Below are 20,006 nucleotides of genomic sequence, written 5' to 3' on the forward strand. Positions count from 1 at the left end.
ATGACCTATCGACATCGTGCCATTCTTCGTACGTTTCCCATGCTGCTTGCACTCGCGATGGGTACATCAGGATCTTCGGCCGCACAGAAGCCAGCCGGAGGCAAGCCCACCGGAACGGACTTCACGCGCAACGTAGATCCTTTCATTGGCGTGGATTGGGGCGGCAACACCTTCGTGGGCTCGACAGTGCCGTTCGGCATGCTGAAGGTGGGTCCGGACATAGAGACCTTCGACGGGCGCCGTTCCGGCTTCGGATATTGGAGCAACGGAGTGATCCTCGGCTTCTCGCATCTGCATCTGAGCGGTGCGCAAGGCAAGTACGGCAACGTCCTTGTAGCTCCGGTGACGGGTCCATTGGATATCGGCGACATCAAGTCCCCGCGCACGGATGAGGTTGCTCAGGTTGGCTACTATGCGGCAACGCTGACGCGCTACAACGTGCGTGCAGAGCTGACGAGCAGCCGTCGTGTCGGATTCCACCGCTATACCTTCATGAACAATGCCGATGCGCACCTGACCGTAAACGTGGCGGCGGCGCTGGGGCTTGGCCCAGGATCGGAGTCGCAGAACTTCCTGGGCGCAGAGGTCCATGTGCTCTCCGATCGCGAGGTGCAGGGCGTGGCACGCTTTCGCGGTGGATGGAACAAGGGCGGGGAGTACCGCGTGTTCTATGACATGCTGCTGGACACACCCGCGACGAAGGTCCAGATCTGGACGGGACCGGCTCTGACCGCGGATCGTGACGCTATCGTCACAGAAGACAAGCCGATCGGCGTCACGTTTGACTTCCACGCGCATGCTCATCAAACCGTACAGGCGAAGGTCGGCATCTCCTTCATCAGTGCCGACCAGGCCCGGCAGAACATCCAGACGGAGATTCCTGGATGGAGCTTCGATGCGGTTCATCGCGCGAACACGGCGCAGTGGAATAAGGAGCTGGGCAAGCTGCAGTTGGTCGGCGAAACAGACGCGCAGCGGCGAAAGCTCTACACGGCGATGTACCACGTGATGATGATGCCGGTTGATCGTACGGGCGAGAACCCGGGCTGGTCGTCCACCGAGCCGTATTACGACGACTACTACGCAATCTGGGACACGTTCCGCAGCTCCAGTCCCCTGCTCACGCTCATTTCGCCGGATCGCCAGCGCGATATCATCCGCTCGCTGGTCGATATTTACCGCCACACCGGCTATATGCCCGACGCTCGCAGCGGCAACGACAATGGCCGCACACAGGGCGGTTCCAATGCGAACGTGGTCGTAGCCGATGCCTATGTGAAGGGGCTAACCGGCATCGACTACGCCACAGCTTTCCAGGCGATGCTGCATGACGCCGAGGTGCCTCCGCAGAACGCGCAGAAGGAAGGCCGCGGCGGACTTAAGGACTACAACAAGCTGGGGTACATCACGACCGCTGACGAACGCGCAGGCTCACGCACCGTGGAGTACGCCTACGACGACTTTGCGATTGCGGAGGTCGCCTGCGGCCTGGGGCAGACGAAGGAGGCAGCTCGCGCCCTGGCACGCACGCACAACTTCGAGCATCTCTGGGACCCGAACATGACGAGGCTCGGCTTCAAGGGTTTCCTGCGGCCACGCAATCCTGATGGCACCTGGGCCGACCCGTACCTGGTTGTCCGGGGCACATGGCCGGACTTCATGTACGAGGGCGATATCTGGACGTACTCCCTCTATGCGCCACAGGACATGCGCCGCCTGATCGAGATGGCAGGCGGAGTGAAGCAGTTTAATGCTCGGATGGATTTCATCTTTTTCCGCGGGCACTTCGATGTATCCAACGAACCGGGATTTCTGATGCCGGTGCTCTATAACTACAGCGGACGCCCGGACAAGAGTGCCGACATCGCGCACCTGCTGCTGGAAAAGGCCTTCACCGACACGCGTGCTGGCATCCCGGGCAACGATGATTCGGGCGCGATGTCCAGCTGGCTCCTGTTCCAGACCATAGGTATCTTCCCGGTTGCCGGCCAGGATGTGTATCTCATCAGCTCGCCTTCCGTGCCGGACGCCTCTCTGAGCCTAGGCAATGGGAAGCATCTGCGTATTGTGGCGAAGGGCTTCGATCCATCAGGGCTGAATCGCTATGTCCAGTCCGCCACACTCAATGGACAGGATCTGCCGACGAGCTGGTTTCGTCATGCGCAGATTAAAGACGGCGCTACTCTCGTGTTGACGATGGGATCTTCGCCCTCAAAGTGGGGAACGGTAACGCCACCGCCTTCCCTGAGCGACGCCGATGTGCGAGGGTGTTTGTCGACGGCCACTCGATAAAACGAGGGAGGAGTCGGTTTGCCCACACATGAAGCGTCAGGCAAAGTCGACTCCGGTCAGATCGCTGCATCTCTCCCATAGCTTCGCCGCCAGCGCTTCGTCGCGCGCATGCGGCGCTATCTTCGCGGGGCCGACGACCTCGCCTTTCATCTCTCCGATCTGCTGAGGGCCGTAGTACCCGCCGTTTTCCGCATCCGGTGAGGTCGCAGCATAGAGGGTGGGGAGAGCGCCCTCCGCCTCATCGTTAAGGAAGATGCTGATGCCGTGCCCAATCGCAGTACGAAGCATTTTGGCCACCCCCGAACGCTCGTCAGTGCGGAAGAGCGCCGTCGAGGCGACGCCGGGATGCGCTGCAATGCTCAGCACATGAGATCCTTTTGCGCGCACGCGACGGCTGAGCTCCAGCGCGAGCATCAGGTTCGCCAGCTTGGACTGTTGATAGGCGCGCATCGGAGAGTAAGCTCTAGCGGACTGCAGGTCTTCCAGTTCCAGATGGGTCCGCTTATGAGCGATCGAGGCGATCGTCACGACGCGAGCAGGCTCGGTCGCCCCTGCGGCAGCCTGTTCGAGCGCGGGCCATAGCAAACCGGTCAGAGCAAAGTGGCCCAGCACATTGGTTCCGAACTGCATCTCGAATCCATCGGAGGTCAAGGTACGGCGTGGAACCGCCATCACGCCTGCATTGTTAATGAGAACGTGCAGCGGGCGTTGACGTGCCAGTTCTTTTTCCGCGAAGTCGCGGACCGAGGCCAGCGAGGCAAGATCGAGCGAAGCTACTTCTACCCGCGCACCGGGCGCCTCTTCCCTAAGACGCGCCACTGCGGCCTGTCCCTTGCTGAGGTCACGGCAGGCGAGAATCAGTTCGGCATCCTTGCGGGCCAGCTTCAAAGCGGCGCTATAGCCGATACCGCTATTGGCGCCAGTAATCAGGAAACGCCGACCTGACAGGTTTGGGATGTGCTCTGCCTTCCAGGGGGCATTCATAGGTTGAGGTTTTGACGCGCGAGAACGAAGGGAGTTTCAAATTTAACTCCTCAATCTCTCGCTACCTCCATAACAGCCTTGGAGATACCGATCAAAGAGCCTCTACGCCCACTGCACGCGAACAGCCCGTTTCCCTAGACGGAGCACCGGACTCGGGCCAAGCTCATCCATCGGAATGGTTCGATCGATGTACTTTGCGCCGTTGATGCTGACCGCATTTTCGCTGAGCTTGCGTGTCGCCTCCCCGGCGGACGCGGCAAGGCCGGTCAACTGTAGTAACTTTGGAACGCGCAGAGCGTTGCTCTCCGCAGCGACAAGTCCTTCCGCATCGCGGGCGACCTGAACCACGGGAACGTCCTCGCTGACGGCACGCTGTTGGAATTGCGTGGCCCAGTTCTCGGCGGCGGCATCGGCCTCACCCTGGGAGTGGAAGTCGCGTGTGATGGCATGCGCCAGGTTCTTCTTGGCCTGCATGGGATGCAGCGTACCGGCAGCGACCTCCTCCTGCATGGCGGCAATCTCGGAGCCTCGCAGGTCGGTCAGCAGCGTCCAGTACTTCCACATCAGGTCATCGGAGATCGACATCAGCTTGCCATACATCTCGAACGGGAGCTCGTGGATGCCGATGGCGTTGTTCAGCGACTTCGACATCTTTTGCACGCCGTCCAGTCCCTCGAGGATCGGGGTCATCAGGATGATCTGCTGTGGCTGAGAGAAATGCCGCTGCAGGTCGCGGCCACGCATGAGGTTGAACTTCTGGTCGGTCCCCCCGAGCTCGACGTCGTTGTGGAGGGCGACCGAGTCGTAGCCCTGGGCAATGGGGTAGATGATCTCATGGAGGGAGATGGGCTGCTCGGACTGGAAACGCTTGTGGAAGTCCTCGCGCTCGAGCATCTGCGAGACCGTGAACTGCGCCATCAGCTTGACCATGTCGTAGTAGCTGAGCTTGTCCAACCACTCGGAGTTGTAGCGGATCTCGGTCTTCTCGGGATCGAGAATTTTGAAGACCTGCTCCTTGTACGTCTCAGCGTTGGCGGCGATCTGCTCAGGCGTCAGGGGCTTGCGCGTGACGTTGCGGCCGGTGGGATCACCGATGAGAGCGGTCGAGTCCCCGATAAGAAAGATGACCGTGTGGCCCAACTGCTGGAAGTGGCGAAGCTTGCGGATCAGCACGGTGTGGCCGAGGTGGAGGTCTGGAGCCGTCGGATCAAAGCCGGCCTTGATGCGCATAGGCTTGCCGGACGCGATGGATTGCTGGATGCGCTCTTTGAGTGCCTCAACGGGAATGATCTCTGCCGCACCTTTGGTGATGAGGTCGAGCTGGTCTTCTACGGATGGAAATGTCGACATGGTCGTTTTTCAGTATAAAGAGACCGGGGAGCAAAGAATAAAGAAGCCGAGGGCTAAAGAGCGGCTCTCCCCGACACAATGCCGGATCGAAGACGTAAACCCGAACGCCCGACACCCCCGAAGGACAAGATCTGCAAGACCTGCAGGCGGGCCTTCTCGTGGACCGAAAAGCGCGCCAAGGACTGGGATATCGCGAAGTATTGCAGTCCGCAATGCAGCGGTTATGCAGAGGACGACAAAGCCGAAGAGCTTGAAGCGGCCATTCTTGAGCTGTTGCGCGAGCGCGGAGAGGGGAAATCGATCTGCCCTTCAGAGGCCGCGAAGCTGGTCGGCGGAACTGCGACACGGCGCGATTGGGAAGCCCTGATGGAGCCATCCCGGGAGGCTGCGCGGAGATTGGCGAAGGCCGGAAGAATCGTCATGACCCAGAAGAACAAGTTGATCGATCCCGCACAGGTCCGCGGCCCGATCCGTCTTCGATTTCGATAAAACCTGCCGGGGATAGGCCTCCTCACGGCCACGAACGACTTCTCATAAGGATGGCTACTGCAAAGAAACGCACAGCGAAACGAACCAGCGCAAAGAAGAGTGCAAAACGGGCTAACGCGAAAGAGAGCAACCGCTGCTGGCCGGGATTTGAGCCCACACCCGGGAAGCGTCCCGGGACGAAGGGAAGCTGCAAACCCGAACCCGGCCCGCACAGTAAGACAACGCGGAGGGCGACTCAGAAGACTGCGGCAGCCTCCAGGCTCGAGAAGCAGGGTAAACCTAATCCGAAGGCCGCCTGACTCCCGGCCCCGGCTCTATACTCTGACGCATGGACGCCGAACAGATCCGTAAAATGCTGCTGCAGATGCCCCACGTGGTCGAGACGATGCAATGGGGCGCGAATCTGGTCTTCTGGGTGGGCGACAAGGCAATCGGCGGAAAGATGTTTGCCCTCATCAACCTGGATGGAGATGGCCGGGCCGTGATCTCGTATTGCGCCGGACCGGAACGCTATGCAGAGCTACTGGAGCTCGAAGGCGTTCTCCCCGCTCCCTACCTCGCGAGAGCGTACTGGGTGGCGTTGGAACGATGGGACGCTTTCCGGACAGCCGAATGGAAGAGTGAATTGGCGGCCGCGCATGCAGTCGTGACCGAGAAGCTACCGAAACGCGTTCGCAATGTGCTCGCGATGCCAAAGAGCGAACAAAGACAGCTGATCGCAGAACGCAAAAAGACGCCCGCAACCAAAAAGCGCTGAAATCTCATAAGCCAACACCGCACATTTCAGCGGGGATTCTGGTTGTTATGGTTGTGATTCCCATTCAGAACCGGGCCGAAGTGGTGCCAGTGCGCGTAGATAAGAAAGATTTCCAAAAGCGCGAGAAAAAGTGGGGGCCCGATGCCTTGTGGGTTCATCGTGATGTGAAAGAGCAGGATGACCACGATGATCGGGCCCAGGATGGTGAGCGCGACTCCCACGTAACGACCGATCAGGAGAAGCACGCCTGCAACGATGTAAAGGATTCCGATAAATACGAACCAGCCGTATTTGAAAAGGAGTCCGAAGAAGACGCCTGGATCTCCCGGTGGGGGCGTCATGGGGATGAAGTGGAGGAAGGTGTTCACTCCGAAGATGGTGAACACGAGACCGAGAAGGATGCGGGCGATGAGAACGGCGATCTTCACGAGCAATTCTCCTTGAGGGTGAACTGGACTGCGTGCGGCGCTCCGTTGAAGTTGCACCATCATAGTGGATTGGTTAGCGTCAGCGTATGGAAAATGTAATGGAAAAGGGCGTTCCGCTCTCGCTCACGGGTAAGACCGCGCTGATCACAGGAGGTTCACGCGGGATTGGAGCAGCGTCGGTGCGAATGTTTCGCCAGGCCGGAGCGAGGGTTTTCTTCAACTTCCGGACGGCGGAAGCGCAGGCACAGGAGCTGGAAACTGCTTGGGGCGGACCGGAGTTTTGCCGAAGCCGGAAACAGGAGCTGGAAACCCCCTCGGACGGCACAGCCCTGGTACGCGCCGCGATCGAGGCATTCGGCAGGTTGGATTGCCTGGTGGTAAACCATGGCGTCTGGCCACCCCATGACGCTCCGATCGGCTCCATGACCGATGAGCAGTGGCGCTCAACCCTCGGAATCAACCTCGACAGCACCTTCGGGCTGGTGCGTGGGGCTGTAGCCCAGATGCAGAAGCAGGAGCCGCAGATGGGTGTTCGCGGCCACATCGTACTGGTCGCTTCGACAGCGGCTCAGCGCGGAGAGGCCTTCCATGCCGATTATGCGGCGAGCAAAGGCGCGCTGGTCAGCATGACAAAAAGTCTCTCCAGCGAGCTGGCAGGCGACGGCATCTACTGCAACTGCGTGGCGCCGGGATGGGTCGATACCGAAATGTCTGCCGCTGCCCTCGCGCATCCGGAGACGTCCAAGAAGGTGCTGGCGACGATTCCGCTAGGACGCCCGGCGCGGGTTGAAGAGATCGCCGGACCAATCCTGTTTCTTTGCACGCCTTTGGCGGGGTTTGTCTCGGGTGAGATATTCAATGTTAACGGCGGTGCCGTACTTGCTGGTTGACTGGAGCGTGGATGAAGTTCTTCCTTGCCTTGTTTCTTGGAATTGAATTGATGGTGACGATGAGCGTGCCGATGTTGGCACAGGCGAGCGCTATTCCGAGCGCGGACCCCACTGGCCACTCAGGCATGACCCAGGAGCAGCTGGGAAAGAAGCTGCTGGATCAGATGGTTGAGGCGCTGGGAGGCGAAGCATGGTTCAACCGGAAAGATATGCTGGTCTCGGGGCGCACGGCCGCGTTCTTTCACAACGCTCCGAACGGTAGCGTCATCGAGTACACGGGTTGGCGACGGTTTCGGGCCGCTCCCGAGGGCGAAGCTGAGCGCATCGGTTTCCTGAGCGATAAAAGCATGATTCTGCCCGGCAAGAAGATCGACGTTGTTCAGATCTGGAAGGACGGCAATGGCTATGAAGTGACCTACAAAGGCCGGACGACCCTACCCAAAGATCAGGTTGCGGACTACTATCGGCGCCAGAACCATTCCGTTGAAAGCGTAGTACGAGACTGGATGAAAGCCCCGGGCGTGATGGTCATCGCTGAACGTTCAACCATGGTCGAGCGCCGCATGGCGGATAAAGTGACCGTGCTGAGTGCTAATAATGACGCCGTTACCATCGAGCTCGACGCCACCACCCACCTTCCGCTGCGCCGAACCTTCAAGTGGAGGAATGAGACCTTCAAGGACTTCGACGAAGAGGCCGAGACCTACGACGACTACCACACTGTGCAAGGCCTTCCCACGCCCTACAACATCACTCGCTACCACAACGGCGATATGGTCAACCAACGCTTCCTGACCAAGGTGGCCTACGACCAGGCGCTCTCTCCGGATCTGTTCAACCCCGATAACCTGCTGAAGAAGAAGTAATCAGCTTTCGACATTTTAGGGGTTACCCTGGGGAAGCTCTTCGCCCCAGCGGTTTATACTCAGGTCTGCCATGAGTGAATCGACTGAAAAACCAGCAGTTCCGCCCTCGGCGACCGAGATGCCGGCGGCAAACCAGACCATGGACATTCTCCAGATCATGTCCATCCTGCCCCATCGCTATCCCTTTCTTCTGATCGACCGCGTAATCGAGATCGAACCCAGGAAGCGCATTGTCGCGATCAAGAACGTATCTCTCAATGAGCCACAGTTCCAAGGACATTTCCCAGACTATCCCATCATGCCGGGCGTCCTGATGGTCGAAGCGATCGCGCAAGCTGGTGGGGCTCTCCTGCTGACGGAAATTCCCGACCGCGGAAATAAGCTGATGGTCTTCACCGGAATCGACTCGGCAAAGTTCCGCAAGCCTGTAGTTCCGGGAGATCAGGTTCGCATCGAGGTGAAGGTGCTGAACTGGCGCTCAACGGCAGTGAGAATGCAGGGCATAGCAACCGTGGAAGGCAAGGTGGTCTGCGAGGCCACGGTGATGTGCGCGCTGGTTCCCCGAGCCGCCCAAAAAGCCGAGGCGAAGCCCGAGTGAGCATCCACCCCACAGCGATCATCGCGAAAGGAGCGGAGATTCCCGACAGCTGCACGATCGGCCCCTTCTGCACCGTCGGCGAAAGCGTTGTGCTGGGGGAGCGATGCGAGCTGGTCTCCCACGTAGTGTTGGATGGGCACCTGACGATGGGCTCGGACAACCGCGTGTTTTCCTTTGCATGCTTGGGGATTGCGCCGCAGGACCTGAAGTACAAAGGCGAGCCGACGCAGCTGGTGATCGGCGACAAGAACGACTTCCGCGAATATGTGACGATCTCGCGCGGCACCACAGGCGGCGGTGGCTTGACGCGCGTTGGTTCGGGCTGCCTGATCATGGCCTACACCCATATCGGACACGACTCGGTGATCGGCGATGGCTGCATCCTGGCCAATGGCGCCACGCTTGCAGGACACGTTACGGTGGAGGACCATGCTGTCGTAGGAGCGCTGAATCCCGTACACCAGTTTTGCACCATCGGCACGCATGCGTATATCGGCGGAGGCACGACCATCACGCAGGACGTGCTTCCCTACTCCCTGACCAGCATCGAGCGCAACAATCACGCGTACGGGATCAACCGGATCGGTCTTGAGCGCAAGGGCTTCACGCCCGAAGAGATCAAGCAGCTCCGCGCCGCCTACAAGCTGTTGCAGGCCTCGAAGCTCAACACGACTGAGGCAGTCGCAGCCATCCGCGAGAAGATCGCCCTAGGTGAGTTCGGAGATAAGGTCGCCTATCTCGCCGACTTCATCGCGAAGAGCCAGCGCGGCGTGATCAAGTAGGACTCCACTCTCTGGCATACGGTGATGCGACAGCAATGACGACTCCCTCTAAGCTCGGTCTGATCGCAGGCAATGGGCACTTCCCTTTCCTCCTTCTCGACGCAGCCCGCGCACACGGCCTGGTGGTCGTCGTCGCTGCTATCAAGGAGGAGACCGATCCGGCGATCAATATGCGAGCAGCAGCCGATCCCAGTGTTCGTGTGCACTGGATGTCGCTGGGCGAGCTGTCGCGGCTGATCGAGACCTTCCACGCCGAGGGCGTCAGCCGAGCCGTCATGGCAGGGCAGGTGAAGCATAAGCAGATCTTCTCGAGCATCCGACCGGATTGGCGCCTTGCGAAGTTGCTGCTGAACCTGCGCACGCGATCCACGGATGTGTTGCTTGGCGCCGTAGCCAAGGTACTTGGCGACGAAGGCATCGAGCTGATCTCGTCAACGCAGTTTCTTGAGCCTCTGCTTGCCAAACCCGGCGTGCTCACCCGCCGCGCTCCCGATGAGCAGGAGCAGAAGGATATCGCCTATGGCCGCACTGTGGCACGTGCGATAGCGAGCTACGATCTGGGCCAGACAGTTGTGGTGGCCGCGCAGGCCTGCGTAGCTGTCGAGGCCATGGAAGGAACCGACGCCACGATTGAGCGCGCAGGCGCGCTCTTCCGTACACTCGATGCCGAAGACGCAGTTCGTGAAAATGGCCGTGTGGATTCGACGCTGCGGCGCTCGCTGACGGTTGTAAAGGTAGCCAAACCTAACCAGGACATGCGCTTCGACGTTCCGGTGGTCGGAGTTCCGACAATACGCACCATGCAGCAAGCCGGCGCGACCTGCCTGGCTCTGGAGGCTGGGAGGACGCTGATGTTCGATCCCGCCGCGATCGTCACTGCAGCCGATGGAGCCGGGATCGCTATCGTAGCCGAATAGGATGAATCGGGAGATTGAGGGATTCCCCTTTCGACTTCGTTCAAGGCGATCTCCCACCTACGCTCAGAATGACCGGATGTACCGCACGAAAAAATGATCCAGCACCCCGTTACGCGCGTTGAATTGTCTCTACGGCGTAAAATTGCGATGCGCGGGTGCCCACGCGCGTCTTACCGGGTCAAAATCCGTCTTTAAAGAATGCTTTACAAAAGGGGAGCGATGATGCGCAAAGGAATGTGGATCGCAGTGGTTCTTGGTGTTGTTGCAGCGTGCGGGTTTGGGATGAAGGCTCATGCTGCCGCAGATGAGGTACAGGCGGGCTCGGCCGCTCCGAATTTCACCCTGCCGTCGCAGGAAGACAAGCCGGTAAGCCTGACGGATTACAAGGGAAAGTGGGTTGTGCTGTATTTCTACCCAAAGGACCAGACGACGGGTTGCACAATCGAAGCACATAACTTTCAGCGCGATATGGCGAAGTACGATGCCGCAAATGCAGTCGTGCTGGGCGTAAGCCTCGACACGGTCGAAGGCCATAAGGCATGGTGCGCAAAGGATACCTTCAGCTTCAAGCTGCTCGCCGATCCTGACCATAAGGTCGTCGATGCCTATGGCGTTCCCGTGATGGCCCATGGCGATATGAAGTTTGCCAGCCGCCAGACTTTCCTGATCTCGCCAGCGGGCAAGGTCGTCAAGGTGTGGCCGAAGGTAGACGTACAGAAGCACAGCGAAGAGGTACTGGCGGAGATCGCAGCGAACAAGAAGTAGCAGGATTCCTGTAGACGCAAAAAGGCCCGGGCGCTCACGTGGAGCAGACCGGGCCTTTTTGCTTGCCTTAGTAGATCGTGTTTACTTCTTTGCAGCTGTCTTCTTTGCAGCGGTCTTCTTAGCTGCCTTCTTTGCAGTGGTCTTCTTGGCTGCCTTCTTTGCAGGAGCCTTCTTGGCTGCCTTCTTTGCAGGAGCCTTCTTCACTGCCTTCTTCGTTGCCTTTTTTGCTGCTTTCTTCGTTGCCAAGTTATTAGTACCTCTCTTCATAGATTTTTTACTTCTTGCCGGAACCGTGTTACGGGCCGCCTTTTTTGAGGCGACCTTGCCGCCGCGCTGAGTCCCGGCTTTCTTCGCGGCAGATCTCGTTTTCGAAGGAACGGACGTTTTCACGCCTTTTTTGACTGCCTTTTTAGCAGCCACCTTCTTCGCTGAACTCTTCTTAGCGACAATCTTTTTCGATGCCTTCTTCAGGGGAGCTTTCTTGGCTGCGACCTTCTTCGCCGTGGCCTTTTTCGCAGGTGCAACCTTCTTCGCAGGTGCCTTTTTCGCGGACGCTTTCTTCGCGGGGGTTCGCTTCACCGCTGGTGCGACCGGTTCGCTATAAGGAACCACCGACTCTCGCGTAGCCGGCGTATAAGGCTGCGAGCTGGTCGGGGCCGGGGCAAAGATCTTGGCATCCTCAGCACGGTCGTCCCCCTCGGTCTCTTCCCTGCCAAAAATCTCGTTGCTCTCTTCCCGGTCGAGAGTGTCATCGTCATCGTCATCGGAGGAGATGAGCACTTCTTCTTCTTCTTCATCTTCGAGGAACTGGCGGCCGAGATCATCGTCATCTTCAAAATCGTTATCGTCCGCGGCCGCTGCGTGGAACTTGATCGTCTCGTCTTCAAACATCATGATCGCTTATCCCCTGGCTGCTTTGACTTCTCTACTTCAATCGCATGCACTGTCTTAAATCTCTTCATCCCGTTCAATGCAAACCTAATCCCGCCTTTGATCCTGGCACGTGATTCTAGCAACAGGATGCCTCTCAGCGCCAGCAATGGCAAGCACTCTTTTTCGCAGGGAAGCTTATCGTGCAGCTTTCGATTTCGATTTGGAAGAAGATTTCGGCTTCGCATTCGATGTCTTCGAGGAGGCATGAGTCGATTTTTGTGAAGAGGTGGAAGTGGAATGATGTGCGGTTTTGCTGCGTGAACTCTTACCACGCACCCTCGTATGAGGAGCCAGCTTTACCGGTTCAGCCACCGTCAAAGTACGGCCGGTCTTGACTACGTTCGAAGAGAGATGGTTCCAACGACGGAGAGCTTCCACCGAGACACCAAAACGATCGGCAACGGTAATGAGCGTGTCGCCACTTCGAAGTTTGTAGTGCTGCGCGTGCGTGGTTGCCGCCACCGTCACGGGCACGACCAGCTCATCGCCCTCGTCTAGGCTCTCTCCTTTCGCAAGGCTATTCGTCTCGGCGATGTCGGTTGCACGGGCATGCAGGAGCGTTGCAATCGTGTCCAGCGATTCGTTTGCCTTTACGACATGGAAGCGCCAGCTTGATCGCTTATCCACGGGAATCTCCTTCACGCGAGCCTGAAACGCATCGAGCGTTCCGGGGGGAATATGCAGATCGAAGGGCATCTCCTGAGGAGTGCTCATACGCAGCAGGCTCGGATTCAATGCGACGATCTCCTGCAGCGACGCATCGGTGAGATCGGCCACCAGATGAAGATCGATCGCGTAATCGACAGTCGCCGTGTCGGAGATAACAGGCGACTCTGGAACCAGTTTGTCCAGCCCATATTGGGAAGGATTCTTCGCCATAATGATGGCCGCGATGATGCCGGGAACGTAGTTCTTCGTCTCCCCAGGCAACACGCCTCGGCGATACAACTCCCAGAAGTCCGCATAGCCTGTCTTCATTACGGCACGTTGCACGTAGCCCGGACCCCAGTCGTAGGCTGCCATCGCCAGGTACCAATCTCCAAACTGGTTGTAGAGCGACTTGATATAGCGCGCGTAGGCACGCGAAGACTTCTCCGGATCGAAACGCTCGTCGACCCATCCATTGCGCGCGAGGCCATAGGCTCCGGCAAACGGCATGAACTGCCACATGCCTCCGGCTCCTGAGCGCGCATTGAGCGCCTGCGGCTGAAAGCCTGACTCCGCAACAGCAAGATAGATGAGATCCTGTGGAACCCCTTCTTCACGCAGGATCTGCGAGATCCTGTCCTTGTACTTGCCCGCACGCTCCAAAGAGCGCAGGAGATGAGCATGGCCAGCTGGTGAATTCGCAAAATAACTGATGAAACCGGCGACGTAGTCATTCACCACAAGAGGAAAATCGGACTGGGTGGTCTTGAGCTCTGCCGAAAGCTGTGCGGTCAGTGCGGCGTTGGCGGGAAAGGTTACCTCGTTGGCCGCGTCCAGAGGAGCCGCTTCGATTGCGGGCGAGAAGCCGTTGCCTTGCTTGAGCGCGGCGATCTCCAGCGAGTTGACTGCATCCAGCAGATGTTCAAACTCGTCGTTCAGCTGTGGATCGCCCTTCAGGTCCAACCCGCTGGTCAGCATTTGGTCGACTGCGGAATCGAAGTCGGCCCGCGCAGCTTCAAGATGGCCGGCGCGGTAGTTGTTCACTCCGCTGTGATAGGTCTGCTCCACGCGTGCGATGAGCTGCTGTGCTTTGTATGCCTTGGCGGAATCTTCCACGGTCTGCGCCGTCGTGTTCGGCGTGGGTTGAGTTCCACTGGCCGCCGGGGCTCCCGTCACGGCAGGAGCCGTCGCCTGAGCGGGAACCTTGCCCGGCGCGCCCGCCGCCTGGCTCGCATTGTCCTGTGGACATCCAGCGAGCAGAAGCAATGGCATACACGCCACCATCAGCGCACATCGCCCTGTCAGATTGTTTCTCTTCAACCGATGCATCGTTCCTGCTCATTGTATGACGTCGCGGAGCAGGAAACCCGAGCAGACTTTGCATTTGCGCTCCAGCGCTCGCATCGCGACGGCCCGACACGCTGATATCATCGATAGATTGAGGCGTTGCGACCCACCGTATGGATCCCAGTCACATCCGAAATTTCGCGATCATCGCTCACATCGACCATGGCAAATCCACCCTGTCGGACCGGCTGCTTGAACTGACCGGCTCGCTCACCTCGCGCGAGATGCATGCGCAGGTGCTGGACGCGATGGACCTGGAGCGCGAACGCGGCATCACCATCAAGGCTCACACCGTCCGCATGATGTACAAGGCGAAGGATGGCGAAACCTATCAATTGAATCTGATCGACACGCCTGGCCACGTAGATTTCAGCTATGAGGTTTCGCGTTCGCTGGCCTCCTGCGAAGGCGCGCTTCTGGTTGTGGATGCGTCACAGGGTGTCGAGGCTCAGACTCTCGCCAACGCCTACCTCGCTATCGCCGGTGGCCTCGAAATTATTCCCATCATCAACAAGATCGATCTGCCCTCCGCCGATATCGAGCGCACCAAGCAGATGATCGAAAAATCCGTCGGCTTACCAGCTTCCGACGCCATCGCTGTCTCCGCCAAAACCGGCCTCAACGTTGCCGACATCCTCGAGGCCGTCGTGACTCTGCTCCCTCCTCCGCAGGGAGATCCCGAAGCCCGGCTCCAGGCCCTCATCTTCGATAGCTGGTTCGATCCCTACAGAGGCGTCATCGTTCTCGCTCGCATCATCAACGGCAAGCTGCGGAAGGACATGAAGATCAAGGTCATGTCCAACGGAAAGACCTTCGACGTCGACTCCATGGGCGTCATGACGCCGAAGCCCGTTCCCCTCGAAGAGTTGTCCGCCGGAGAAGTCGGCTTCTTCGTTGCCACGATTAAAAACGTTGCCGACACCAAGGTCGGTGACACGATCACCGAGTTCGACCACCCCTGCGCGGAGGCTCTCCCCGGTTTCGAAGACATCAAGAGCATGGTCTTCGCCGGTCTCTACACCGTCGATTCGCACGAGCACGCTCTGCTCCGCGACGCCCTCGAAAAACTCCGCCTCAACGACGCCAGCTTCTCCTTTGAACCCGAGTCCTCCGTCGCTCTCGGCTTCGGCTTCCGCTGCGGCTTCCTCGGCCTGCTCCATCTCGAAATTATTCAGGAACGGCTCGAGCGCGAATACGACCTCGACCTCATCACCACTGCCCCTGGCGTGCGTTACAAAATCACCCTTACCGACGGCTCCGTCGTCGAGGTCGACAATCCCTCCCGCTGGCCAGACCCGTCCGAGATCGAGCAGATTGAAGAGCCCGTCATCACCGCCAAGATTCTCACCAACGAAGAGTATGTTGGCGGAATCCTCAAACTCGTCGAAGACAAACGCGGCCGTCAACAGAACTTCGAGTACGTCTCCGAGACCCGCGTCATGCTCACTTACGAGCTTCCCCTCAACGAGATTGTGCTCGATTTCTACGACCGCCTCAAAACCGTCAGCCGCGGCTACGCCTCGCTGGACTACCACTTGGCAGGAACCTGGACCTCTCCCATGGTCAAAATGGACATTCTCATAGGCGGAGACCCGGTCGACGCGCTCTCGCTCATCGTCCACCGCGACTCCGCCTATGACCGCGGCAAGGTACTCGTGGAAAAGATGCGCGAACTCATTCCGCGCCAGATGTTTGAGGTCGCCATCCAGGCCGCCATCGGCTCCAAGATTATCGCCCGCTCCACCGTCACCGCCATTCGTAAAAACGTCATCGCCAAATGCTATGGCGGGGATATCAGCCGCAAGCGCAAGCTGCTCGATAAGCAGAAAGAAGGCAAGAAACGCATGAAGCGAATCGGCAAAGTGGATATTCCGCAGGAAGCATTTTTAGCGGTTCTCAAAGTGGGGGAAGATTGATGGAATCATGCAAAATATTCCATACATCGCCGCTTTTTATTCGTAGCGCTCAAGCATCAGTAACAATCTAGTAACTTTCGTCTGTGGAAACTACTGATCCCGTTCTTTTTGCGACTTATGTCACTGCCCCGGTTCTGTTGCACTTTGCAGGTTCCGGTGTAAGTGATCCTAGACACAGAAGTTGCGGAATTTTATTCCCCTAAAGTGGCCCCTGCCTATGTTCTTGGAAACTGGTATCTCACGACTATCTCGCCTTTAGAGAATGCACAGCTTTTCCACAGAAACACATCAATTTGAGGAAGGACGCTTTTAAAAGTTACGGGAGACCCGAATCGGGTCTCCCGGGTAACGCGGAATCTAGGTTATTTTACCTGGTCGTTGAGGGACGCGGAGTCGTAGGTGCCGTACGGGGACGGGTTGCGGGCGCACCGGGAGCCCCGGCGGAAGGCGCTGATGGGGGCGGGGCCGCTACACCCGAAGCTGTGTTGTAAGCTTCAACGACCGCCATCGTGACGTCGATGTTCGGATTCTGGCTGGCCCACATTACATTGCTGTTCTGTTGATTGCTCACATCCAACAGCAAGGTGTAGCCATTCTGGGCGACGTAGTTCTGTACGGTCGCGGAGACCTTGCGAGCCACTTTGCCATACGCTTCCTGCAGATCGGCCTGGTAGGCATTATTGGCGTCTTCGGCGTCGCGGTTGAGCTCTTTTTCCTTCGTGTCGATGTTCTTCAGGCGGGTCGCGCGTTCCTGATCGCTGAGGGTAGCTGGAGCAGACTGGAGCTGCTTCTTGAGCGAATCGACTTCCTTGCCCAACGTGTCGATTTGGGCCTTCTTGGGCTCATACTTCTTCTGCACGTCCTGGACAGCCTTCTGGCCCTCGTTGGTGGCGAATACTGCCTGCTCGAATGCGATCAGCGCAATCTTTGCAGGAATAGCCTGCGGAGGAGCTGGGGGCGTGCGCGATACAGAAGGAGCAGCCGCATTGGGAGAGCTGGGGGCCGGTGCGGTAGGTGCAGCCGTCTGCGCCATTGCAGCGGAGGTCAAAAGTCCCGCACTGAGGGCGGAGACGAGAACGAGGTTGCGATTCATGCGGTGTTTAATGCTCCTTCGATTTCGTTCAAAAATGGTCCGACTGTTTGTTTGCGAGGAGACTGACTTCGCGGGATCCTGCAAAGAATGAGGGTATGGCTACTTGGACGTCCGCGGCCTGGTTGCGGGAGCCGCCGGTTGAGGGCGGGTCGCGGATGGCGCGGAGGGAGCGGGCGCAGCTACTCCGGATGTCGCGTTGTACGCATCTACAACTTCCTTGGAGATATCGGTACCGGGTGCCCACATCAGGGTCAAGCCCCCCTGCTGCTGTCCGTTGTTATCCAACAGCATGGTATAGCCATTCTGTTGCACATACTTCATCACGACAGGACCGAGCTTCTGCGCGACCTTACCGATCGCCTCCTGCACGTCCGCGTTGTAGGCGTTGGTGGCATCTTCGCCATCGCGTTGATACTGCTTCTGCTTCACGTCAATGGCACGCGCACGGGTCGCGCGCTCGTCCTCAGACATGGTGGCGGGAGCAGCCTGAAGCTGCTTCTGCAGAGTGTCGATCTCAGCGGCGAGGGCATCGAGCTGAGTCTTCCTCGGCTGATACTTCGCCTGGAGTTCCTGCAGGCTGCGCTGGCCTTCATTTGTCGCGGCGGCGACCTGCTCATACTCGATAATTGCGATCTTTGCCGGAATAGCCTGGGGCGGAGCCGGAGCTGCAGCTGCTGCAGGCGCGGAGGCCGCAGGAGCTGGGGTACCGGGAACCTGCGCCGGGCTGGAGGCAGCCGTAAAGACCGCAGCAAGGGCGGAGGCAAAAGCAACGTTACGATTCATGCGGTGTTTGATACTCCTTCGGGGACCCTCAAGAAATCATCCGGCCGTAGGGGCAGAATCGCGACCTTCCGGACCAATGGCACTGCATCCGCTCGATGATGCGCGCTATGCGCGGCACCACCTGGTACCTCGACCATCCGGCGTACAGTGCCGGCGGGAGCGAGAGGGCTGCCAGAACAGGTCGATTATAGGACCGCCCTTCTGGCCGGTCAAACGAAACACCAGATAAATCTTGGAATCCAGAAATTTGGAGCGCGGCGGAGAAATTCACTGTTTTTGGGACGCCATTTCCCGTGAAGTAAAGGAAAACCACAATGAAATATGGATTTTTCTTTTGGAATCGCAATTGCAATGAACAATTCCGTGTTCGCATCCTGTTCCTTTCAGGAGCTGAGGCCGCATACACAGCCATGGTTCGAGACAGATGCCCTATCCCAAGCTGATAGGGCCGGCGACCAAACGGCTGGACTCTCTATAAAGGAGTCCCTTTCCTGGAGGCCAGTGACTGGCCATCTGAAAAGAAGCCGCTTCCTGGAGGCGGCTTCTTCGCTTTCCCTCCCCACCTCGGGAAATGGACGCTGAAGCGCCTTCCGGTATAAAATAACCGTGTATCCGCAGAGGGTGCTTGCAAAGCATGAGGTTTTGCGCGTACTCTGTGTCTGCCTCAGTGAACTGGCCGTGGGTTCCGAACCTGTGTACCGACGAAGCAGTTCTGAAGTAATTTGGAGGCATTCGACCAATGCATCGGCACTGCCGGGCAATGCTTCAAGGATGAAAGGGTGAAAGGAACGGCCGAATCGGGCGTTCCGTTCCGTCTGAGTTGGCGAGTTTGCTGGCCGGCGGCAAGTAGCGGCATTTATAGACGTCCGTTTTTGAGTTACAAATTGAGACCGTTTCCTCCGACGCTTCAATACGGGTTTGGTTCTTACTTCGTTCTATGGACGAAGCTGGAAAGCTCCGTGGTCGTGGGAGTGAATCGCTAATTGCACCTAAAAGGCGCAACAGGAAGTGGAAGCATGACTTCAGAGCAGAATGTACCCGAGGTGCAGTCGCACCAGGGTTCCACGGCGCCATCCGTTCAGGATGGGGATCCGCAGTATACCGGGCAGATTGCCCACGGCATGGGGCAGTCCAAGAGCAGCCGGCGCAGACGACGCAAGCGCAAGACCAAGATGGACGCCGTGCAGGCTCCAGGGGAACAGGGTGGCCAGATTCCGGCAGTGCAGGCTTCGGCGCAGCCCCAGCAACCTTCGAGCCAGCCATTCCAGAATGGAGGCCAGCAGCAGAGCCCTGGCGGCGCCAAGCGCTGGAAGAAGAAGTTTCGCGATCGCGATCGGCAGCGACCCTCACAGAATGCGGGCAATGGCGCCGACTTCAACAGCAACGGCGGTGCCTATCGAGATACCCATCAGCCTGGCAATAATTTCAAGCGGAAGGGTGGAAAACAGCAGCGCGGCCCGCGCAGCTTTGTAGGCCCCATGGATCACAGCTACCGTGAGGTGAATGGGAACTTCGCCGATGCGCCGCCTTCGACCATCGAGACGGGAAACTTCCGGCGTTCGAACGGCAATGGTCGCTCCTATGTCGGCGACTCCCAACCGATCGACTATTCCCAGGGAAGAGCTATCCCCATCCCCGAAGACGCACCGACGAAGATCTTCTTCTTCATCGAGGACCTGTTCTTCCTCGCCAAGATCCAGGAGACCTCACGCAAACTTGGCGTGAAGGTCGCCTTCGTCAAGAATGACAAAGAAGTCTTCGCGCAGCTTACGACCAGCAGCGAAGAGGATCGTCCCGGCCTGATCGTCTTCGACCTGAATAATACAAACGCAAAACCCCTGACCCTCATTCCCAAGCTGAAGGCGAAGCTCAAGCGAGGAACTTCGATCATCGGTTTCCTCTCGCATCTACAGGGCGATCTAAAGGCCAAGGCGACAGAAGCCGGTTGCGACACTGTGATGCCGCGCGCAGCCTTCTCACAGAATCTTCCGAATCTGCTGCGCCGCTATGGCACGATCGAAGAGGACGAAAACAACTATAACCAGTAAGCGCGAACGCGCTATCCATCCTCATACAAGACGCTCAGGAGCGACCGAGAAGAAGCCTTCTTCTGCCACTCCTGGGCGTCTTTCATTTTTGCGGATACTGGTTTGCGGTATCTCCGAAAC

At 58.3% G+C, this 20,006-nt stretch carries 18 protein-coding genes; 11 read left to right on the forward strand and 7 right to left on the reverse strand.

Features of this window, described 5'->3' with window-relative positions; all coding sequences use genetic code 11:
• A complete protein-coding gene (locus tag AC5S26_RS00905; protein WP_494182961.1) occupies positions 1-2,292 on the forward strand; it encodes a GH92 family glycosyl hydrolase in 2,292 nt (763 codons plus the stop codon).
• A gap of 36 nt (positions 2,293-2,328) precedes the next feature.
• Here AC5S26_RS00905 and AC5S26_RS00910 read toward each other — a convergent pair whose 3' ends face one another.
• On the reverse strand, positions 2,329-3,276 hold the full coding sequence (locus AC5S26_RS00910; RefSeq protein WP_494182962.1) for an oxidoreductase: 948 nt from the start codon (positions 3,274-3,276) through the stop codon (positions 2,329-2,331).
• 102 nt (positions 3,277-3,378) lie between these two features.
• A complete protein-coding gene (tyrS, locus tag AC5S26_RS00915; protein WP_494182963.1) occupies positions 3,379-4,626 on the reverse strand; it encodes a tyrosine--tRNA ligase in 1,248 nt (415 codons plus the stop codon).
• Positions 4,627-4,704: 78 nt separating this feature from the next.
• On the opposite strand from tyrS, the gene AC5S26_RS00920 reads away from it, so the two are divergent.
• Positions 4,705-5,115 carry a DUF3253 domain-containing protein gene (locus AC5S26_RS00920; RefSeq protein WP_494182964.1) on the forward strand — a complete coding sequence of 137 codons (411 nt, stop codon included), beginning with the start codon at positions 4,705-4,707 and terminating at the stop codon, positions 5,113-5,115.
• A 352-nt stretch (positions 5,116-5,467) separates the two neighbouring features.
• The gene (locus AC5S26_RS00925) at positions 5,468-5,872 is read left to right on the forward strand and encodes an MmcQ/YjbR family DNA-binding protein (RefSeq protein ID WP_494182965.1); all 405 of its coding nucleotides are present in this window, start codon (positions 5,468-5,470) and stop codon (positions 5,870-5,872) included.
• Between the two features lie 26 nt (positions 5,873-5,898).
• Here AC5S26_RS00925 and AC5S26_RS00930 read toward each other — a convergent pair whose 3' ends face one another.
• Complete coding sequence (locus AC5S26_RS00930; RefSeq protein ID WP_494182966.1) at positions 5,899-6,300, reverse strand: DoxX family protein; 402 nt, start codon at positions 6,298-6,300, stop codon at positions 5,899-5,901.
• A gap of 98 nt (positions 6,301-6,398) precedes the next feature.
• On the opposite strand from AC5S26_RS00930, the gene AC5S26_RS00935 reads away from it, so the two are divergent.
• The 6 genes from AC5S26_RS00935 to AC5S26_RS00960 all read left to right on the forward strand — a co-directional run bounded on the left by AC5S26_RS00935 (position 6,399) and on the right by AC5S26_RS00960 (position 11,118).
• Positions 6,399-7,190 (forward strand): SDR family NAD(P)-dependent oxidoreductase, encoded by a 792-nt coding sequence (locus AC5S26_RS00935; RefSeq protein WP_494182967.1) that lies wholly within the window; start codon positions 6,399-6,401, stop codon positions 7,188-7,190.
• An 11-nt stretch (positions 7,191-7,201) separates the two neighbouring features.
• On the forward strand, positions 7,202-8,056 hold the full coding sequence (locus AC5S26_RS00940) for a hypothetical protein (protein ID WP_494182968.1): 855 nt from the start codon (positions 7,202-7,204) through the stop codon (positions 8,054-8,056).
• A 70-nt stretch (positions 8,057-8,126) separates the two neighbouring features.
• Positions 8,127-8,654: a 3-hydroxyacyl-ACP dehydratase FabZ gene (gene fabZ / locus AC5S26_RS00945; protein ID WP_494182969.1), complete on the forward strand. Its 528-nt coding sequence runs from the start codon at positions 8,127-8,129 to the stop codon at positions 8,652-8,654.
• On the forward strand, positions 8,651-9,436 hold the full coding sequence (lpxA, locus tag AC5S26_RS00950) for an acyl-ACP--UDP-N-acetylglucosamine O-acyltransferase (RefSeq protein WP_494182970.1): 786 nt from the start codon (positions 8,651-8,653) through the stop codon (positions 9,434-9,436). The genes fabZ and lpxA overlap by 4 nt, the downstream gene beginning before the upstream one ends.
• Positions 9,437-9,471: 35 nt before the next feature.
• Positions 9,472-10,353, forward strand: coding sequence for an LpxI family protein (locus tag AC5S26_RS00955; protein WP_494182971.1), 882 nt, complete (start codon positions 9,472-9,474; stop codon positions 10,351-10,353).
• Between the two features lie 222 nt (positions 10,354-10,575).
• Positions 10,576-11,118, forward strand: coding sequence for a peroxiredoxin (locus AC5S26_RS00960; protein WP_494184588.1), 543 nt, complete (start codon positions 10,576-10,578; stop codon positions 11,116-11,118).
• An 81-nt stretch (positions 11,119-11,199) separates the two neighbouring features.
• Here the strand turns inward: AC5S26_RS00960 and AC5S26_RS00965 are convergent, their stop codons facing one another.
• Both AC5S26_RS00965 and AC5S26_RS00970 read right to left on the reverse strand, forming a co-directional pair.
• Entirely contained in the window at positions 11,200-12,012 is an 813-nt protein-coding gene (locus tag AC5S26_RS00965; RefSeq protein WP_494182972.1) for a hypothetical protein, read from the reverse strand.
• A gap of 174 nt (positions 12,013-12,186) precedes the next feature.
• Positions 12,187-13,971 (reverse strand): LysM peptidoglycan-binding domain-containing protein, encoded by a 1,785-nt coding sequence (locus tag AC5S26_RS00970; protein ID WP_494182973.1) that lies wholly within the window; start codon positions 13,969-13,971, stop codon positions 12,187-12,189.
• A 188-nt stretch (positions 13,972-14,159) separates the two neighbouring features.
• Here AC5S26_RS00970 and lepA point away from each other — a divergent pair, with 188 nt between their 5' ends.
• On the forward strand, positions 14,160-15,962 hold the full coding sequence (lepA, locus tag AC5S26_RS00975; protein WP_494182974.1) for a translation elongation factor 4: 1,803 nt from the start codon (positions 14,160-14,162) through the stop codon (positions 15,960-15,962).
• 367 nt (positions 15,963-16,329) lie between these two features.
• On the opposite strand, the gene AC5S26_RS00980 is transcribed toward lepA, so the two are convergent.
• Together AC5S26_RS00980 and AC5S26_RS00985 are read right to left on the reverse strand one after the other, a co-directional pair.
• A complete protein-coding gene (locus AC5S26_RS00980; RefSeq protein ID WP_494182975.1) occupies positions 16,330-17,055 on the reverse strand; it encodes an OmpH/Skp family outer membrane protein in 726 nt (241 codons plus the stop codon).
• A gap of 99 nt (positions 17,056-17,154) precedes the next feature.
• Positions 17,155-17,838, reverse strand: a complete 684-nt coding sequence (locus AC5S26_RS00985; protein WP_494182976.1) for an OmpH/Skp family outer membrane protein — start codon at positions 17,836-17,838, stop codon at positions 17,155-17,157.
• A 1,016-nt stretch (positions 17,839-18,854) separates the two neighbouring features.
• Between AC5S26_RS00985 and AC5S26_RS00990 the strand changes: the two genes are divergently transcribed.
• On the forward strand, positions 18,855-19,886 hold the full coding sequence (locus AC5S26_RS00990; protein WP_494182977.1) for a response regulator: 1,032 nt from the start codon (positions 18,855-18,857) through the stop codon (positions 19,884-19,886).
• Positions 19,887-20,006: the final 120 nt, after the last annotated feature.

The organism is Edaphobacter sp. FHG110511_03 (genome assembly GCF_059115365.1).

Excerpts from the sequence above, each read along its gene's own strand:
- AC5S26_RS00935 (WP_494182967.1), top strand. The coding sequence starts at position 6,399 with ATGGAAAAGGGCGTTCCGCTCTCGCTCACGGGTAAGACCGCGCTGATC.
- fabZ (WP_494182969.1), top strand. The coding sequence starts at position 8,127 with ATGAGTGAATCGACTGAAAAACCAGCAGTTCCGCCCTCGGCGACCGAG.
- AC5S26_RS00910 (WP_494182962.1), bottom strand. The coding sequence starts at position 3,276 with ATGAATGCCCCCTGGAAGGCAGAGCACATCCCAAACCTGTCAGGTCGG.
- AC5S26_RS00920 (WP_494182964.1), top strand. The coding sequence starts at position 4,705 with ATGCCGGATCGAAGACGTAAACCCGAACGCCCGACACCCCCGAAGGAC.
- tyrS (WP_494182963.1), bottom strand. The coding sequence starts at position 4,626 with ATGTCGACATTTCCATCCGTAGAAGACCAGCTCGACCTCATCACCAAA.
- AC5S26_RS00985 (WP_494182976.1), bottom strand. The coding sequence starts at position 17,838 with ATGAATCGTAACGTTGCTTTTGCCTCCGCCCTTGCTGCGGTCTTTACG.
- AC5S26_RS00905 (WP_494182961.1), top strand. The coding sequence starts at position 1 with ATGACCTATCGACATCGTGCCATTCTTCGTACGTTTCCCATGCTGCTT.
- AC5S26_RS00970 (WP_494182973.1), bottom strand. The coding sequence starts at position 13,971 with ATGCCATTGCTTCTGCTCGCTGGATGTCCACAGGACAATGCGAGCCAG.
- AC5S26_RS00925 (WP_494182965.1), top strand. The coding sequence starts at position 5,468 with ATGCTGCTGCAGATGCCCCACGTGGTCGAGACGATGCAATGGGGCGCG.
- AC5S26_RS00940 (WP_494182968.1), top strand. The coding sequence starts at position 7,202 with ATGAAGTTCTTCCTTGCCTTGTTTCTTGGAATTGAATTGATGGTGACG.
- AC5S26_RS00980 (WP_494182975.1), bottom strand. The coding sequence starts at position 17,055 with ATGAATCGCAACCTCGTTCTCGTCTCCGCCCTCAGTGCGGGACTTTTG.
- AC5S26_RS00965 (WP_494182972.1), bottom strand. The coding sequence starts at position 12,012 with ATGATGTTTGAAGACGAGACGATCAAGTTCCACGCAGCGGCCGCGGAC.
- lepA (WP_494182974.1), top strand. The coding sequence starts at position 14,160 with ATGGATCCCAGTCACATCCGAAATTTCGCGATCATCGCTCACATCGAC.
- AC5S26_RS00955 (WP_494182971.1), top strand. The coding sequence starts at position 9,472 with ATGACGACTCCCTCTAAGCTCGGTCTGATCGCAGGCAATGGGCACTTC.
- AC5S26_RS00990 (WP_494182977.1), top strand. The coding sequence starts at position 18,855 with ATGACTTCAGAGCAGAATGTACCCGAGGTGCAGTCGCACCAGGGTTCC.
- AC5S26_RS00960 (WP_494184588.1), top strand. The coding sequence starts at position 10,576 with ATGCGCAAAGGAATGTGGATCGCAGTGGTTCTTGGTGTTGTTGCAGCG.